General features: G+C 70.7%; 15 protein-coding genes. 12 read left to right on the top strand and 3 right to left on the bottom strand.

Going from position 1 to position 16845, the window contains the following annotated elements; translation table 11 throughout:
- Positions 1–120: 120 nt before the first annotated feature.
- Positions 121–921: a sugar phosphate isomerase/epimerase family protein gene (locus U870_RS0110475; protein ID WP_025157339.1), complete on the bottom strand. Its 801-nt coding sequence runs from the start codon at positions 919–921 to the stop codon at positions 121–123.
- A 143-nt stretch (positions 922–1064) separates the two neighbouring features.
- Here U870_RS0110475 and otsA point away from each other — a divergent pair, with 143 nt between their 5' ends.
- The 7 genes from otsA (at position 1065) to U870_RS0110510 (ending at position 9576) form a co-directional block, all read left to right on the top strand.
- Complete coding sequence (otsA, locus tag U870_RS0110480) at positions 1065–2591, top strand: alpha,alpha-trehalose-phosphate synthase (UDP-forming) (protein ID WP_052357687.1); 1527 nt, start codon at positions 1065–1067, stop codon at positions 2589–2591.
- Between the two features lie 55 nt (positions 2592–2646).
- Positions 2647–3459 (top strand): trehalose-phosphatase, encoded by an 813-nt coding sequence (gene otsB, locus U870_RS0110485; protein WP_025157341.1) that lies wholly within the window; start codon positions 2647–2649, stop codon positions 3457–3459.
- Between the two features lie 74 nt (positions 3460–3533).
- On the top strand, positions 3534–5228 hold the full coding sequence (gene ilvD / locus U870_RS0110490; protein ID WP_025157342.1) for a dihydroxy-acid dehydratase: 1695 nt from the start codon (positions 3534–3536) through the stop codon (positions 5226–5228).
- Positions 5229–5282: 54 nt separating this feature from the next.
- Positions 5283–7091 (top strand): acetolactate synthase large subunit, encoded by a 1809-nt coding sequence (locus U870_RS0110495; protein WP_025157343.1) that lies wholly within the window; start codon positions 5283–5285, stop codon positions 7089–7091.
- Positions 7092–7111: 20 nt separating this feature from the next.
- Positions 7112–7621 (top strand): acetolactate synthase small subunit, encoded by a 510-nt coding sequence (ilvN, locus tag U870_RS0110500; RefSeq protein ID WP_025157344.1) that lies wholly within the window; start codon positions 7112–7114, stop codon positions 7619–7621.
- 75 nt (positions 7622–7696) lie between these two features.
- Positions 7697–8725, top strand: coding sequence for a ketol-acid reductoisomerase (gene ilvC / locus U870_RS0110505; RefSeq protein ID WP_025157345.1), 1029 nt, complete (start codon positions 7697–7699; stop codon positions 8723–8725).
- A gap of 113 nt (positions 8726–8838) precedes the next feature.
- On the top strand, positions 8839–9576 hold the full coding sequence (locus U870_RS0110510; protein WP_025157346.1) for a copper homeostasis protein CutC: 738 nt from the start codon (positions 8839–8841) through the stop codon (positions 9574–9576).
- Positions 9577–9619: 43 nt separating this feature from the next.
- Here U870_RS0110510 and U870_RS0110515 read toward each other — a convergent pair whose 3' ends face one another.
- Complete coding sequence (locus U870_RS0110515; protein WP_025157347.1) at positions 9620–10009, bottom strand: DoxX family protein; 390 nt, start codon at positions 10007–10009, stop codon at positions 9620–9622.
- Positions 10010–10148: 139 nt separating this feature from the next.
- Between U870_RS0110515 and serA the strand changes: the two genes are divergently transcribed.
- From serA to U870_RS0110530, 3 genes are all read left to right on the top strand, one after another.
- The gene (gene serA / locus U870_RS0110520; RefSeq protein ID WP_025157348.1) at positions 10149–11741 is read left to right on the top strand and encodes a phosphoglycerate dehydrogenase; all 1593 of its coding nucleotides are present in this window, start codon (positions 10149–10151) and stop codon (positions 11739–11741) included.
- 131 nt (positions 11742–11872) lie between these two features.
- The gene (locus U870_RS0110525; RefSeq protein ID WP_025157349.1) at positions 11873–12238 is read left to right on the top strand and encodes a YciI family protein; all 366 of its coding nucleotides are present in this window, start codon (positions 11873–11875) and stop codon (positions 12236–12238) included.
- A 34-nt stretch (positions 12239–12272) separates the two neighbouring features.
- Positions 12273–13520, top strand: a complete 1248-nt coding sequence (locus tag U870_RS0110530; RefSeq protein WP_025157350.1) for an RNA polymerase sigma factor — start codon at positions 12273–12275, stop codon at positions 13518–13520.
- Between the two features lie 38 nt (positions 13521–13558).
- Here U870_RS0110530 and U870_RS25055 read toward each other — a convergent pair whose 3' ends face one another.
- A complete protein-coding gene (locus U870_RS25055) occupies positions 13559–14110 on the bottom strand; it encodes a TetR/AcrR family transcriptional regulator (protein ID WP_025157351.1) in 552 nt (183 codons plus the stop codon).
- A gap of 60 nt (positions 14111–14170) precedes the next feature.
- Between U870_RS25055 and U870_RS0110540 the strand changes: the two genes are divergently transcribed.
- Together U870_RS0110540 and U870_RS0110545 are read left to right on the top strand one after the other, a co-directional pair.
- Complete coding sequence (locus U870_RS0110540) at positions 14171–15703, top strand: MFS transporter (protein ID WP_025157352.1); 1533 nt, start codon at positions 14171–14173, stop codon at positions 15701–15703.
- 84 nt (positions 15704–15787) lie between these two features.
- Positions 15788–16843, top strand: coding sequence for a 3-isopropylmalate dehydrogenase (locus U870_RS0110545; protein ID WP_025157353.1), 1056 nt, complete (start codon positions 15788–15790; stop codon positions 16841–16843).
- The last annotated feature ends 2 nt before the right edge of the window (positions 16844–16845 follow it).

Here is a 16845-nt window from a genome sequence, read left to right on the forward strand (position 1 = left end):
GGGACGAGCGCGCCGGTGCGGGACGAGCGCGCCGGTGCGGGACGAGCGCGGGTCGGCGCGCGGGCGCGCTCGTCCCGAACTGCGGCGGTCGCGGCGCGGACGGCGCGGGCGCGGCGGAGGTCAGGAGGCGGCGGCGCGGCTGTGCTCGCGCGCGAACTGCAGGGTCTCGCGCAGCAGGTCGAGGCGCTCCTCGCGGCTGCGCGCCTTGCGGGTGTTCACCTCGGCGACGACGGAGCCGTCCCAGCCCGTCCCGGCCAGCAGCCGCAGCACCTCGGCCACGGGCTGCGTCCCGCGCCCCGGCACCAGGTGCTCGTCGAAGACCCGCGAATCGTCGAGCGCGCCCGAACCGTCGCAGAGGTGCACGTGGTTCAGCCGGCCGCCGAGCTCCTGGGCCAGCCGCAGGCCGTCCAGGCCGCTCAGTGCGGCGTGCGAGAAGTCCAGCGTCACCGCATCGCAGTCCCAGGGGAGCGGATTCCAGCCGGGGGAGTAGGCGGCCATCGACCGGCCGGCGACCTTCCACGGGAACATGTTCTCGACCGCGATCGTCACCCGGGACGCCGCTGCGGTCGACCGCACGATGTCGAGGAAGTCGTCGGCGTAGCCCGACTGCCAGCGGAACGGGGGATGCACGACCACGGTCCCGGCGCCGAGCGCCGCCGCCAGGTCGGCCGAGCGCTCCAGCTTCACCTGAGGGTCGCGTCCCCAGACGAAATGGGTGAGCAGCAGCACGGGCGCGTGGATGCTCAGCACGGGCATCCCGTAGCGCTCGGACAGCGCCTGCAGCGGCGCGGCCGACTGGGTGGTCTCGTCGCGCGTGACCATCACCTCGACCCCGTCGAAGCCCAGCTCGGCGGCGGTGCGGAAGGCCTCTTCGATGCCGAGCGGATACACGCAGGTCGTGCCCATGCCGATGCGGATCACAGCCGAACTCTAACCCGGGGCACTGAACGAGGCGTGACCGCCCGCCGAACGTCGTCCCCGCTCCCGCGCCCGGAACGTCCGCCGAGGACGCTGGTACTGTGGCGAGAAGCCACCCCCACCGACGCAGAGGGAGAGGATCCACCATCTCAGCGAAACCCGACACCGCAGCAGGGACCGACTCGTACGAGCTGGTCATCGTCTCGAACCGCCTCCCGGTCGACCGGGTGATCGACGACGCGGGGGAGGCGGACTGGCGTCCGTCGCCCGGGGGCCTGGTGGCGGCGCTGGAGCCGGTGATGCGGTCGCAGGACGGCGTCTGGATCGGATGGGCCGGCGTCTCCGGCGAGGAGATCGAACCCTTCCGCGCCGACGGGATCAACATCATCCCCGTCCCGCTGAGCGAGCAGGAGCTCCAGGAGTACTACGAGGGCTTCTCGAACGACACCCTGTGGCCGCTCTACCACGACGTGATCGCGCAGCCGACGTTCCATCGCGAGTGGTGGGACAGCTATGTGAAGGTCAACCGCCGGTTCGCCGACGCCGCGGCCGCCGCCTCCTCCCACGGAGCGGTCGTGTGGGTGCACGACTATCAGTTGCAGCTCGTCCCCGCCATGCTGCGCGAGACGCGCCCCGACCTGGTGATCGGCTTCTTCAACCACATCCCCTTCCCTCCCTACGGCATCTACTCCCAGCTGCCGTGGCGCCGCCAGATCATCGACGGGCTGCTCGGCGCCGACGTCATCGGGTTCCAGCGCGTCGCCGACGCGGGCAACTTCTCGCGCGCCGTCCGCCGCCTCAAGGGCTACGAGACCCGCGGCCCCATCATCGAGGTGCCGATCGACACCGACGATCCCGAGGCCGGGTCGCACCGGCACGTGACGACGAACCGGCACGGCGGTCTGGCCCGGACGGTCCTCGCCCGCGCGTTCCCGATCTCCATCGACACCGAGCGGTACCAGGAGCTCGCCCGTCGCCCCGACATCCAGGCCCGTGCGCGGGAGATCCGGGAAGAGCTCGGCAACCCCGAGACGATCATGCTCGGCGTCGACCGCCTCGACTACACGAAGGGCATCGGCCACCGCCTGAAGGCCTTCGGCGAGCTGCTGCGCGACGGAGCCCTCTCGGCGGAGGACGTCACCCTGGTGCAGGTCGCCAGCCCCAGCCGCGAGCGCGTCGAGACCTATCGCCAGCTGCGCGACGAGATCGAGCTGACGGTCGGCCGCATCAACGGCGACTACTCGACCCTCGGCCACAGCGCCATCGCCTACCTGCACCACGGATATCCGCGGGAGGAGATGGTCGCCCTCTACCTCGCGGCGGACGTCATGCTCGTCACGGCCCTGCGCGACGGGATGAACCTGGTCGCCAAGGAGTACGTGGCCTCCCGCGTCGACGACGACGGCGTGCTCGTGCTGAGCGAGTTCGCCGGAGCCTCGGACGAGCTGCGCCAGGCCCTGCTGATCAACCCGCACGACATCGAGGGCCTCAAGGAGACCATCCTGCAGGCCGTCGCGATGCCCAAGCGCGATCGCACCCGCCGCATGCGCGCGCTGCGCAAGAAGGTGCTGACCAACGACGTCGCGCGCTGGTCCGCCTCGTTCCTCGACGCCCTCACCCGTGCCGCCCACGGCGACCACCCGCTCCAGAACCCGATGGTGAACCGCCGCTGACCCGGCCCGCCCCCACGCCGTCCGCCCCGCCGCCCGCTCCGACCCGGAAAGCCGCATGACCGACACCACGCCGTCCTTCCCGCCCGACTCCGCCATCGCCCTCGCCGGCGCGATCCGCCGCCTCGCCGAGACCGAGCGACTGCTCGTCGCGCTCGACTTCGACGGCACGCTGGCGCCGTTCGTGGACGTGCCCCGCGGTGCGCGTGCGCTCCCGGAGGCCAAGGCCGCCCTCGACCGGCTCGAGAAGCTGCCGGACACCTGGGTCGCGTACGTGTCCGGCCGCCCGCTGGAGAGCCTGGAAGCGGTGACGGAGGCCGACGAGGACGCGCTCCTCATCGGCTCCCACGGTGTCGAGATCCGGTTCGGCCGCGACGGCGTCTCGCTCGACCTGAGCGATCAGGAGCGCGACACCCTCGCGCGTCTCGGTGAGACGCTCCAGCAGCTGGTGGACGCATTCCCCGGGACCAAGCTCGAGGTCAAGCCGGTCGGCTTCGGCGTGCACTACCGCACGGTCGAGGGCGACCGCGGACCCGAGGTGGTGCGCCGCGCGTACGACGCGGCCGCGGCCGTCAGCGACGCGCTCACGGTGCGCGACGGCAAGGACATCATCGAGTTCTCCGTCCGTGGCGCCGACAAGGGGGACGGGATCGAGCGGCTGCGGGAGTACACCCGGGCAAGCGCGGTCCTCTTCGCGGGAGACGACGTCACCGACGAGGACGGCCTGCGCGTCCTGCGGCCTCGGGACGGCGACGTGGGCGTCAAGGTGGGCGCGGGGGAGACCGCGGCCGAGTACCGGGTGGCGGACGAGCGGGCGATCGCCACGCTGCTGACACTGCTCGCGGAGGCGCGCGCGTCCTTCACCGCCTGAGCCGCGGCCGGCCCTCTCCACCGATCCCGCGCCGCATGGTCGGAGCGGCATGCGAGAAGTCCTAGAGTTGTCCCATGCCAGAGATCGATTGGAAGCCGCGCTCGCGCGTCGTCACCGACGGAATCGAAGCCACGACGAGCCGGGGCATGCTCCGCGCCGTCGGCATGGGCGATGAGGACTGGGAGAAGCCGCAGATCGGCATCGCCAGCTCCTGGAACGAGATCACCCCCTGCAACCTCTCCCTCGACCGCCTCGCGCAGGGCGCCAAAGAAGGCGTGCACTCCGGCGGAGGATACCCGCTCCAGTTCGGCACCATCTCCGTCTCCGACGGCATCTCGATGGGCCACGAGGGCATGCACTTCTCGCTGGTCTCGCGCGAGGTCATCGCCGACTCGGTCGAGACGGTCATGATGGCCGAGCGCCTCGACGGGACCGTGCTGCTCGCCGGCTGCGACAAGTCGCTGCCGGGCATGCTCATGGCGGCCGCCCGACTCGACCTCTCCGCGGTCTTCCTCTATGCGGGCTCGATCGCGCCCGGCTGGGTCAAGCTGTCGGACGGAACTGAGAAGGATGTCACGATCATCGACTCCTTCGAGGCCGTCGGCGCCTGCAAGGCGGGCAAGATGAGCGAGGAGGACCTCAAGCGCATCGAGTGCGCCATCGCCCCGGGCGAGGGCGCCTGCGGCGGCATGTACACCGCGAACACCATGGCGTCCGTCGCCGAGGCGCTCGGTATGAGCCTCCCCGGTTCGGCCGCCCCGCCGTCGGCCGACCGTCGCCGCGACTACTTCGCGCACCGCTCGGGCGAGGCCGTCGTCAACCTGCTCAAGCTCGGCATCACCGCCCGCGACATCCTCACCAAGAAGGCGTTCGAGAACGCGATCGCGGTCGCGATGGCGTTCGGCGGCTCGACCAACGTGGTGCTCCACCTGCTCGCCATCGCGAACGAGGCCGAGGTCGAGCTCACGATCGACGACTTCAACCGCATCGGCGACAAGGTCCCGCACATCGGCGACCTCAAGCCGTTCGGCAAGTACGTGATGAACGACGTCGACCGTCACGGCGGCGTCCCGGTGGTCATGAAGGCCCTGCTCGACGCGGGACTCATCCACGGAGACTGCCTCACGGTCACCGGCAAGACCGTCGCCGAGAACCTCGCCGAGATCAACCCGCCCGCTCCGGACGGCGAGGTCATGCGCACGCTCGACAACCCGATCCACGCCACGGGCGGCATCACGATCCTCAAGGGGACGTTCGCGCCCGAGGGCGCCGTGGTGAAGACGGCCGGGTTCGACGCCCAGGTCTTCGAGGGCCCGGCCCGGGTGTTCGAGCGCGAGCGCGCCGCGATGGACGCCCTCACGGAGGGCCGCATCAACGCCGGCGACGTGGTGGTCATCCGGTACGAGGGACCCAAGGGCGGCCCGGGCATGCGTGAGATGCTCGCCATCACCGCGGCCATCAAGGGCGCGGGGCTCGGCAAGGATGTACTACTATTGACGGACGGACGATTCTCAGGCGGCACAACCGGCCTGTGCATCGGCCACATAGCACCCGAAGCGGTGGACGCAGGTCCCATCGCCTTCGTGCGCGATGGTGATCTGATACGGGTCGATATCGCGGCTCGCTCCCTCGACCTACTTGTCGACGAGTCAGAGCTGACCGCCCGCCGTGACGGCTGGGCTCCTCTTCCTCCGCGCTATACCCGTGGCGTTCTCGCGAAGTACTCCAAGCTCGTGCGTTCTGCAGCAGAAGGCGCGGTCACGGGGTAGCCCTTCGCTCTCCAGCAGTATCAACCGTTTCGTACGTAAGGGACCGATAAAGGCATGTCCTCGGATGCAACCCCCCACACCGTGTTGCCCTCCGCGACGCCCGGCAAGGCGTCGCCCGAACAGCTGACCGGATCGCAGTCGGTCGTCCGCACCCTCGAGCTCCTGGGCGTCACCGACGTCTTCGGACTCCCGGGCGGCGCGATCCTCCCGATCTACGACGCGATCGTGGACTCGTCCAAGATCCGTCACATCCTCGTCCGCCACGAGCAGGGCGGCGGCCACGCCGCCGAAGGCTACGCGGCCGCCTCGAACAAGGTCGGCGTCGCCATGGCGACGTCCGGCCCGGGCGCGACGAACCTCGTCACCGCGATCATGGACGCGCACATGGACTCCGTCCCCGTCGTGTTCATCACCGGCCAGGTGTTCTCGACCCTCATGGGGACGGACGCCTTCCAGGAGGCGGACATCGTCGGCATCACCATGCCGATCACGAAGCACTCCTTCCTGGTGAAGCGCGTCGAGGACATCCCGGCCACCATCGCCGCGGCCTACCACATCGCCGGGACGGGTCGCCCGGGTCCGGTGCTCGTCGACATCACCAAGGACGCGCAGCAGAACACCGCGCCGTTCGTCTGGCCGCCCAAGGTCGACCTCCCGGGCTACCGGCCGATCACCAAGGCACACGGCAAGCAGATCGTCGCCGCGGCCCAGCTGCTCGTCGAGAGCAAGAAGCCGGTCCTCTACGTGGGCGGCGGCGTCATCCGCTCGCGCGCATCGCAGGAGCTGCTGGAGCTCGCCGAGACGATCGGCGCCCCCGTGGTCACCACGCTGATGGCGCGCGGCGCCTTCCCGGACTCCCACCAGCAGCACCTCGGAATGCCGGGGATGCACGGCACGGTCCCGGCCGTGCTGGCGCTCCAGGAGTCCGACCTCATCGTGTCGCTCGGCGCGCGGTTCGACGACCGCGTCACCGGCAACACCTCCCTCTTCGCGCCCAACGCGAAGATCGTGCACGTCGACGTCGACCCGGCCGAGATCTCCAAGATCCGCGTCGCCGACGTCCCCATCGTCGGCGATGCCAAGGACGTCATCGTCGATCTGACCGCCGCGTTCCAGGACGCGTCCGCGTCGGCCGGTGCGCCCGACATCGTCGAGTGGTGGACCTACCTGAACGGGCTCCGCGAGGAGTTCCCGCTCGGGTACAGCGAGACGAGCGACGGCCTCCTGGCTCCGCAGTTCGTGATCAAGCGCATCGGCGAGCTGACCGGCCCGGAGGCGATCTACACCGCCGGCGTCGGACAGCACCAGATGTGGGCCGCGCAGTTCATCAAGTACGAGCGTCCCAACTCGTGGCTGAACTCGGGCGGCGCCGGCACCATGGGCTACTCGGTGCCCGCCGCGATGGGCGCCAAGGTCGCCCAGCCCGACCGCACGGTGTGGTCGATCGACGGCGACGGCTGCTTCCAGATGACCAATCAGGAGCTCGCCACCGCCACGCTCAACAACATCCCGATCAAGGTCGCGATCATCAACAACTCGTCGCTCGGCATGGTGCGGCAGTGGCAGACGCTGTTCTACGACGGTCGCTACTCGAACACCGACCTCAACACGGGGCACGACACCGTGCGCGTCCCGGACTTCGTGAAGCTGGCCGAGGCGTACGGCGCCCTCGGCATCCGCGTCACGAAGGAGGAAGAGGTGGATGCGGCCATCACACTCGCCCTGGAGACGAACGACCGCCCGGTCGTGATCGACTTCGTGGTGAGCGCCGACGCCATGGTGTGGCCGATGGTGCCGCAGGGCGTCAGCAACAGCTACGTCCAGTACGCCCGCGACCACAGCCCCGCCTTCGGAGAGGAGTGACCCCCGTGAGCACGACCGGTATCACCACCCATGTCCTGAGCCTCCTCGTGGAGGACAAGCCCGGCCTGCTGACCCGCGTCGCCGGCCTGTTCGCCCGGCGCGGGTTCAACATCCACTCGCTCGCGGTGGGCACCAGCGAGGTCGAAGGGCTCTCGCGCATCACCGTGGTCGTCGACGTCGAGGGCCTGCCGCTCGAGCAGGTCACCAAGCAGCTCAACAAGCTGATCAACGTCATCAAGATCGTGGAGCTCGACCCGGCCCAGTCGGTGCAGCGCGAGCACCTGCTCATCAAGGTGCGCGTCGACAACTCCACCCGCTCCCAGGTCCTGGAGGCGGTCAATCTGTTCCGCGCCCGCGTCGTCGACGTGGCCACGGACGCGCTCGTGATCGAGGTCACGGGCGACTCCGGCAAGACCCAGGCACTGCTCAAGGTGCTCGAGCCCTACGGGATCAAGGAGATGGCCCAGTCGGGTCTGCTCGCGATCGGACGCGGTTCGAAGTCGATCACCGAGCGCGTCTTCAAGAACTGACCCGCCTCCCCGGCGGCGGCAGAAGCAGTCCGAACTCAGAAGCAGTCAGAAACACGTACGAAGGAGAATCCCCCAGTGGCTGAGATCTATTACGACAACGACGCAGACCTCTCGATCATCCAGGGCAAGAAGGTCGCCGTCATCGGCTACGGCTCGCAGGGTCACGCGCACGCGCAGAACCTCCGCGACTCGGGCGTCGAGGTCGTCATCGGCCTGAAGGACGGCTCGAAGTCGAAGCCGAAGGCCGAGGAGGCGGGCTTCCGCGTCCTCAGCGCCGCCGACGCCGCCCAGTGGGCCGACGTGGTCGTCATCCTCGCCCCGGACCAGGTGCAGCGCCACCTGTACGCCGAGGACATCCAGCCGAACATCGAAGAGGGCAACGCGCTCGTCTTCGGTCACGGCTTCAACATCCGCTTCGGCTACATCGAGGCCCCCGAAGGCGTCGACGTCATCATGGTCGCGCCGAAGGGCCCGGGCCACACCGTGCGCCGCGAGTACGAGGCCGGCCGTGGCGTCCCCGTGATCGTCGCCGTCGAGAAGGACGCCACCGGCAACGCGTGGCCCCTCGTGCTCAGCTACGCCAAGGGCATCGGCGGACTGCGCGCCGGCGGCATCAAGACCACCTTCACCGAGGAGACCGAGACCGACCTGTTCGGCGAGCAGGCCGTGCTCTGCGGCGGAGTGTCGCAGCTCGTCCAGTACGGCTTCGAGACCCTGACCGAGGCCGGCTACCAGCCGCAGGTCGCCTACTTCGAGGTGCTGCACGAGCTCAAGCTCATCGTGGACCTGATGTGGGAGGGCGGCATCGCCAAGCAGCGCTGGAGCGTCTCCGACACGGCCGAGTACGGCGACTACGTCTCCGGACCGCGCGTCATCGACCCGCACGTCAAGGAGAACATGCAGGCCGTTCTCGCCGACATCCAGTCCGGCGCGTTCGCCGAGCGCTTCATCGCGGACCAGGACGCCGGTGCGCCGGAGTTCCTCGCACTGCGCAAGAAGGGCGAGCAGCACCCGATCGAGGCGACCGGCCGCGAGCTGCGCAAGCTGTTCGCCTGGAACGCGTCGAACGACGACGACTACGTGGACGGCGAGGTCGCGCGCTGACCCAGCGCACCGACCGCTGCCGCATGACGGCAGGCTAGCCTGAGGGGTGCCGCGTTCCTTCCGTTCCGACGGGAGCGGAGCGCGGCACCCCTTCGTCGTCGAGAGGATCCACCATGCCCCGTCCGGCCGTCGAGATCGCCGTGCAGGATGCGCCCGGCGTGCGCATCGCCCTCGCGGAGGGCGCCGACCGGGTCGAGCTCTGCTCCGCGCTCGGACTCGGGGGGCTGACGCCGTCGGCCGGCCTGCTGCGCAGTGCCGTCGAGCTGGCCGAGTCGGCCTCCCGCCCTCGCTTCGTGCACGTGCTGGTTCGCCCCCGCGGCGGGGGATTCGTCTACGCGGAGGACGAGCTGGCGACCATGCTGGCGGACGTCCGCTTCGCCCGTGAGGCGGGGGCCGGCGGCGTCGTCGTCGGCGCCCTCGACGACCGGGGCGCGCTCGACCTGCCTGCGATCGAGCGACTCGTCGCCGCCGCGGACGGCCTGGAGGTGACCTTCCACCGCGCCCTGGACATCGTGGCCGACCCCGCGACCGCCGTGGCGACGCTGGCCTCCCTCGGGGTGACCCGGGTGCTGACCTCGGGCGGTGCGCCGCGCAGCATCGACGGCGCGGCGGTGCTCGCCGGACTCGTCGCGCGGGCGGCGGGCCGCGTGCAGATCATGGCGGGCGGGGGAGTGCGGGTCGACGACATCCCGGCCCTCGTCACCGCGGGGGTCGACGCGGTGCACCTCTCGGCGCGCGACACCGTGCACGGCGCCCCCAGCGGTCCGGGCGGCGGCGACACCGCCTACGACATCACCGACCCGTCGGTCGTGCACGCCGCGGTGGCCGCCGCCGGGCTCGCGCGCGGGTAGACGGTCACGCGCAGGCACTCCGTCCCGGCACCGCGCCCACCCCTCAGAGCGCGCAGACGACGCAGAGACCGATCAGCAGCAGCTGCAGGAGCGCGCGCGGGACCAGGGGAGTCCCGAACGCGCCGAACCGTTGCGGGTGCCGGGCCGCGTAGGCGTTCGCCGGGAACACGGCGATGAGGAACACGACCAGGCAGACCGCCGCGGCGACGCGCGTGGCCGGCACGAGGAGACCGACGCCGCCCGCCAGCTCGCAGACGCCGGTGAACGCCACCAGCACCGGAGGTGCGAGCACGCCCGTCCCGCGCAGGGCCGGCGGGATCATGGCGGCCATCCCGCGCGCGGGCCCCGGGACGAAGTGCAGGGCGCCCATCACGACGAAGACCACCGCCAGAGCCACCCTGGTCACGAGTTGGACGATCTCGAACACGCTCATCGCCCCATCCTCCCCCGGGCGGCCGTAACGCGGCGAAAGCAGGCCCCGCGTGGCCGCTAGAGTTAAGCCGGACCCGCGCCCCAACGCCCGTGGCGCTCTTCATTCCCAAGCCAGCCCTGCACTCGAAGGAATCTGCCACGTGACAAAGCCGGTCGTCCTGATCGCCGAAGAACTCTCGCCCGCCACCGTCGACGCCCTCGGGCCCGACTTCGAGATCCGCTCTGTCGACGGGACCGACCGTCCGGCACTGCTCGCCGCGGTCGCGGATGCCGATGCGATCCTGGTCCGCTCCGCCACCAAGGTCGACGCCGAGGTCATCGCCGCCGCACCGAAGCTCAGGGTCGTCGCCCGGGCCGGCGTCGGGCTCGACAACGTGGACATCAAGTCGGCCACCACCGCCGGCGTCATGGTCGTGAACGCCCCGACCTCCAACATCATCTCGGCGGCCGAGCTCACCGTCGGCCACATCCTGAGCCTCGCCCGCCACATCCCGGCCGCCCACAGCGCGCTGGCGCAGGGTCAGTGGAAGCGCTCGAAGTACACCGGCGTCGAGCTGTATGAGAAGACCATCGGCATCATCGGCCTCGGCCGGATCGGAGCGCTCATCACCGCCCGCCTGCAGGCGTTCGGCACGAAGGTGATCGCGTACGACCCCTACGTCACGTCGGCGCGCGCCCAGCAGCTGGGCGTGCAGTTGGTGACCCTCGACGAGCTCCTCGCCGAGGCCGACTTCATCACCATCCACATGCCGAAGACGCCCGAGACGACCGGCATGATCAGCGACGACCAGCTCGCGCTCATGAAGGAGACGGCGTTCATCGTCAACGTCGCCCGTGGCGGCCTGATCGACGAGGACGCACTCCACCGCGCCCTCACCTCCGGCTCGATCGCCGGCGCCGGCCTCGACGTGTTCGTCAGCGAGCCGCCGACCGAGTCGCCCCTGCTCGCCCTCGAGAACGTCATCGTCACGCCGCACCTCGGCGCGTCCACCGATGAGGCCCAGGAGAAGGCCGGCGTCTCGGTCGCGCGCTCGGTGCGCCTCGCCCTCTCGGGCGAGCTCGTCCCGGACGCGGTCAACGTCGCCGGCGGCGTCATCGACCCGTACGTGCGCCCGGGCATCCCGCTGGTCGAGAAGCTCGGCCAGGTGTTCTCCGGTCTCGCCCACAGCCCGCTCACCAGCATCGATGTCGAGGTGCGCGGCGAGCTCGTCGACTACGACGTGAGCGTGCTGAAGCTCGCGGCCCTGAAGGGCATCTTCACCAACATCGTGAGCGAGACCGTGTCGTACGTGAACGCTCCGCTGCTCGCCGAGCAGCGCGGCATCGAGGTGCGCCTGATCACCGACTCGGTGAGCGAGGAGTACCGCAACCTGATCACGCTGCGCGGGGCGCTGAGCGACGGATCGCAGGTCTCGGTCTCTGGCACGCTCACCGGAACGAAGCAGATCGAGAAGGTCGTCGAGATCAACGGCTACGACGTCGAGGTGCCGATCGCCGAGCACCTCATCGTCATGGTCTACGACGACCGGCCCGGCATCGTCGCCGTCTACGGCCGCGAGTTCGGCGAGTCGTCGATCAACATCGCCGGCATGCAGATCGCCCGCACCTCGGCCGGCGGCAAGGCGCTCAGCGTCCTGACCGTCGACTCGCGCGTGCCCGAGGGGCTGCTCGAGAAGGTGCGCGTCGCGATCGACGCCGACCTCATGCAGGAGATCGACATCACCGAGTCCTGATCGCTCCCGATCGACCGTTCGACAGCCCGCCGGAGAAGTTTTTCCGGCGGGTTGTCGATTTCCGCGGTTGACTGACGTCGTACTGGTGTTCACATCAGAGCGCGCAGGCGCGCGAGACGCAAGGAGACATCATGTCCGAGGAGTACGTCCTGCTCATCCGGGAGCCCAACTGGGATCCGACGGCGATGACCGCCGAGGAGTGGGAGGCCGGGATGGCCGGCCACCGGGCGTTCCAGGAGGCGGTGGAGGCGGCGGGGGAGAAGATCCTCGCGAGCAACGCCCTCCAGCCCGTGAGCGCCGCGACGAAGATCACCCCGCGAGCCGGCGAAGCACCCCTGATCACCGACGGGCCGTTCGGCGAGACCCGGGAGGTCGTCACGGGCTTCTACGGCTTCACCGCGTCGAGCCCGGAGCAGGCGAAGGAACTCGCCGCGCTCGTCCCGACGGAGGGCTGGATCGAGCTCTACCCGGTGCTCGTCCTGGATCGCGTCAACTGATTGTGCCGGTGGTCGCAGCTTGTTTGAATGAGCTGTGACCACCGCCATCGAGCGCGCGTACCGCACCGAGGCGCCGCGCATCCTGGGCGCCGTCGCACGTTCCGTCGGCGACCTCCAGCTCGCGGAGGACGCGGTGCAGGAGGCGTTCGCCCGCGCCCTCGCGGAGGCCGCCGCGGGTCGCGAGCCGTCGAATCCCGCAGCGTGGATAACCACGGTCGCGCGGCGGATCGCCGTCGACCTGCGGCGCCGCGAGGCCACGGCGGCGCGCGCCCTTCCTGTGCTCGCGGCCGAGGAGGCGGGGCGCGAGGCGGCGGCGCGAGCGGCGGAGGCCGACATGCGGACGGACGACGTGTTCACCGGGGACGAGCGGCTCGAGCTCATCCTGCTGGTGTGCCACCCCGAGGTGGCCGAGGAGACGCGGGTCGCCCTCGCGCTGCGGTTCGTGTGCGCGGTGCCGACGGCACAGGTCGCCGAGGTCTTCCTGGTGCCGGAGCCGACGATGGCGGCGCGGCTGACACGGGCGAAGAAGAGGATCCACGACTCGCGACTGCGCTTCGCCGCGGACGATCCCCGCGAACGGAGCGCGCGGCTGCCGGACGCGCTGACCACGGTCTATCTGCTGTACACGGTCGGTCACGCCCGCGCCGACGGCCGGTTGCGGACGGACGCGATCGAGCTGGCACGCGACGCGCGACGCATCCGTCCCGGAGACCCGGAGGCTGCGGGGCTGCTCGCGCTCCTCCTGCTGACCGAAGCGCGCCAGACGACGCGGCTGTCCGCCGTCGACGAGTTCGTCACGCTCGCGGAGGCGGACCGGTCGCTCTGGGACCGCGCGATGCTCGACGAGGGCGAGCGACTGGCGACGCTCGCGCTGACCGGCACGCCCGGCGGGCTGCCCGGCCGGTTCGCCCTGCAGGCCGCGATCGCCGGCCTCCACGGCATCGCGCCGACGTGGGCCGCGACCGACTGGCCGGCCATCGCGCGCCTGTACGACGGGCTGGTGCTGGAGTGGCCGTCCGCGGTGGCGCAGCTCGGCCGGGCCGTCGCGCGGGGGTACAGCCCGGACGTCGGACCGGACGCCGCGGTCGCGGAACTGGACGCACGGCCCGAGCTGTTCGACGGCGTCGTCGCCGCCCAGACCCTCGCCGTTCGAGCGGATCTGCTGCGTGCGGCGGGCAGGGCGGAGGCGGCAGCGGCCTACGCGCACGCGATCGACGCGACGGCCGACGAGCGTGTCCGGCGATTCCTCACGCGCCGCCTGGCCGAGCAGCGGAGTACGTGAGGCCGGTCCCGGCCCGGATCAGTCGGGATCAGTCGGGATCAGTCGGCGGGGTCGTCTGCCAGCCGCTTGACCAGCTCGATCACCCGGTCGAGGTCGGTCTCGCCCCGCAGCACGGCGTTCGTGTCCGGGAGCAGGGCCGTGTTGTAGTACATCCCGTCGCCGATGAGCATGATGATCCGTGCGACGAGCGGGTCGCCCACCGAGGACTCCAGGATGCCGAGCCAGGCGCGCTGCATCGAGGCGAGTGCATCCCGCGCCCGGTTGTCCGCGCTCTGCGCCAGGCGGGCGACGGCGACGATGGAGCGCTCGAGGTCGTTGTCGGTCGGGATGGAGGTGCGGATGAAGTAGTCCACCGGTCCTTCGGGCGCCGAACGCATCCGTTCCAGGTCCGCCTCCACATGGCCGCTCAGCCGGGCGAGGACGCCGTCCACCATCGCGTCCTTGGAGGCGAAGTGGTAGAGCAGGCCGCCCTTGGAGACGCCGGCGCGCGCGGCGACGGCGTCGAGCGTCGCGGCCCGTTCGCTCTGCTCGCCGAGCAGCTCCTCGAAGGCGTCGAGGATGCGGTCGCGGGCGGAGGGGATTTCGGCCATGCCGCCATGCTAGCCGTTCGGGGTTGATTACTGTACCGTCCAGACGGTACAGTAGAGGTCATGTCCACGCCGAACTCCACCCTGCCCGCGACCACCGCCGCCCCGCGCGCCGGTGCGCGCGAATGGGTGGCGCTCGCCGTCCTGATGCTCCCCGTCCTCCTGGTCTCGGTCGACAACACCGTGCTGAGCTTCGCGCTGCCCGCCATCTCGCAGGCGCTCGAGCCGAGCGGCACAGGGATGCTCTGGATCATCGACGCCTACCCGCTCGTCCTCGCCGGCCTGCTCGTCTCGATGGGCAGCCTGGGGGACCGCATCGGCCGCCGGAAGCTGCTGCTGATCGGCGCGACCGGCTTCGCGCTCGTCTCCGTGGGCGCGGCGTTCGCTCCCACCACGGAGCTGCTGATCGCCGCCCGCGCCAGCCTCGGCTTCTTCGGCGCGATGCTGATGCCGTCCACGCTGTCGCTGCTGCGGAGCGTCTTCGTCGACCGCGAGCAGCGGCGGCTGGCGATCGCCGTGTGGGCATCGGGCTTCGCCGCCGGCTCGGCCCTCGGCCCGATCGTCGGCGGACTGCTGATCGAGCACTTCTGGTGGGGCTCCGTCTTCCTGCTCGCCGTGCCGGTGCTCATTCCGCTGCTCGTGCTCACCCCGCTGCTGGTGCGCGAGTCGCGTGACCCGAACCCGGGGCCGATCGACGTGCCGAGCATCCTGCTCTCGCTGCTCGCCATGGCTCCCGTCGTCTACGGCATCAAGTCGCTGGCATCGGAGGGGCTCTCGGTCGTCGGCGTACTCGCGATCGCGATCGGTGTGGTCGCCGGCTGGCTGTTCGTGCGTCGGCAGCTGCGCCGCCCGATCCCGATGCTCGACATGCGTCTCTTCCGGCGCGCCTCGTTCAGCGGTGCGGTGCTCATCAACCTGCTGAGCGTGGTGTCGCTCGTCGGCTACCTGTTCTTCGTCTCGCAGCACCTGCAGCTCGTGCTCGGGCTCAGTCCGATCGAGTCGGGACTCGTGCTGCTCCCCGGGCTCGCGGTCATGATCGTCGCCGGCCTCGTCGTCGTCCCGATCGCACGGCGGGTGCGTCCGTCGATCGTCGTCCCGGTCGCGCTTTCGATCTCGGCGGTCGGCTATCTGGTCATCGCGCTCTCCGGAGGCGACGCGCAGACCGGCACCCTGATGCTGTCGTTCATGCTCCTCGGGCTGGGGATCGGTGCGGCGGAGACGGTGTCCAACGAACTGATCCTGACCAGCGCGCCCGCCGAGAAGGCGGGGGCGGCCTCCGCGGTCTCCGAGACGGCGTACGAGCTCGGAGCGGTGTTGGGGACGGCGACGCTCGGCACCATCCTCACCGCCTCCTACCGCTCGGCGGTCGTGCTGCCGAGCGGCCTGACCGGGGCACAGACGCACGCCGCGGGAGAGACCCTGGGTGGTGCGACGACGGTCGCCGGCCAGCTCCCGGCCGAGCTGGGGGAGCAGCTGCTCGCCTCGGCGCGCGCCGCCTTCGACTCCGGCGTCGGCCTGACCGCCGGGATCGGGGTCGGGCTGATGGCGGCGGCCGCGGTGCTCGCGGTGGTCTCGCTCCGCCGCCTCCGCGGCTGACGGGCGGCACTCGGCGGCGCCGCCCGACGGGCGCCGTCCGGCCGGTAATGTGGGGGTGTCCGCCATCGACCACGCAGGAGTGCCATGTCCCAGACCGTCAAACTCGCCGTCATCCCCGGAGACGGGATCGGGCCGGAGGTGATCGCCGAGGCGGTCAAGGTCCTCGACGCGGTGAGCGCCGACAGCGGTCTCGCCTTCGAGAAGACGCACTTCTCGCTCGGCGCCGACCGCTACCTGGCCACCGGCGACGTTCTGACGGACGACGACCTGGCGGCCATCGCCGCGCACGACGCGATCCTCCTCGGTGCGGTCGGCGGGAAGCCCGGGGATCCGCGGCTCGCCGGCGCGAACATCGAGCGCGGCCTGCTGCTGAGACTGCGCTTCTCGCTCGACCACTACGTGAACCTGCGGCCGACCACGCTGTTCCCCGGCATCGCCAGCCCGCTGGCCGATCCCGGGGCGGTCGACTTCGTCGTCGTCCGCGAGGGCACGGAGGGACCGTACGTCGGCAACGGCGGCGCCATCCGCCAGGGGACGCCGCACGAGATCGCCAACGAGGTCTCCGTCAACACCGCGTTCGGGGTGGAGCGCGTGGTGCGGTTCGCCTTCGAGCAGGCCGCGGCCCGGCGCAAGACGCTGACGCTCGTGCACAAGACGAACGTGCTCACCTTCGCGGGCGGTCTGTGGAAGCGCATCGTCGACGAGGTCGCCACCGAACACCCTGACGTCACGGTGGACTACCTTCACGTCGACGCGGCGACGATCTTCCTGGTCACCGACCCTGCTAGATTTGACGTGATCGTCACGGACAACCTCTTCGGCGACATCCTCACCGACCTCGCGGCCGCGATCAGCGGCGGCATCGGGCTGGCAGCGTCGGGCAACATCAACCCCGCCGGCGCATTCCCGAGCATGTTCGAACCGGTTCACGGATCGGCTCCGGACATCGCCGGCCAGCAGAAGGCCGACCCCACCGCCGCGATCCTCTCCGTCGCACTCCTCCTCCGCCATCTCGGCGCCCAGGACCAGGCGACCCGCGTGGAGCAGGCGGTGTCCGCCGACCTGGCCTCCCGCAGCGGGGCGCAGCGCACGACCGCCGAGATCGGCGACGCGATCGCCGCCCGGGTGGCGCAGAATTAGAT

The sequence above is a fragment of the Leifsonia aquatica H1aii genome, from assembly GCF_000633535.1.
Classification (GTDB): Bacteria; Actinomycetota; Actinomycetes; order Actinomycetales; family Microbacteriaceae; genus Leifsonia; species Leifsonia aquatica_A.

What these genes read in the sequence shown, in the direction of transcription:
- U870_RS0110545 (WP_025157353.1), top strand. Translation starts at nt 15,788, where the DNA reads ATGTCCCAGACCGTCAAACTCGCCGTCATCCCCGGAGACGGGATCGGG.
- U870_RS25055 (WP_025157351.1), bottom strand. Translation starts at nt 14,110, where the DNA reads ATGGCCGAAATCCCCTCCGCCCGCGACCGCATCCTCGACGCCTTCGAG.
- U870_RS0110495 (WP_025157343.1), top strand. Translation starts at nt 5,283, where the DNA reads ATGTCCTCGGATGCAACCCCCCACACCGTGTTGCCCTCCGCGACGCCC.
- U870_RS0110515 (WP_025157347.1), bottom strand. Translation starts at nt 10,009, where the DNA reads ATGAGCGTGTTCGAGATCGTCCAACTCGTGACCAGGGTGGCTCTGGCG.
- U870_RS0110510 (WP_025157346.1), top strand. Translation starts at nt 8,839, where the DNA reads ATGCCCCGTCCGGCCGTCGAGATCGCCGTGCAGGATGCGCCCGGCGTG.
- otsB (WP_025157341.1), top strand. Translation starts at nt 2,647, where the DNA reads ATGACCGACACCACGCCGTCCTTCCCGCCCGACTCCGCCATCGCCCTC.
- ilvD (WP_025157342.1), top strand. Translation starts at nt 3,534, where the DNA reads ATGCCAGAGATCGATTGGAAGCCGCGCTCGCGCGTCGTCACCGACGGA.
- U870_RS0110540 (WP_025157352.1), top strand. Translation starts at nt 14,171, where the DNA reads ATGTCCACGCCGAACTCCACCCTGCCCGCGACCACCGCCGCCCCGCGC.
- U870_RS0110525 (WP_025157349.1), top strand. Translation starts at nt 11,873, where the DNA reads ATGTCCGAGGAGTACGTCCTGCTCATCCGGGAGCCCAACTGGGATCCG.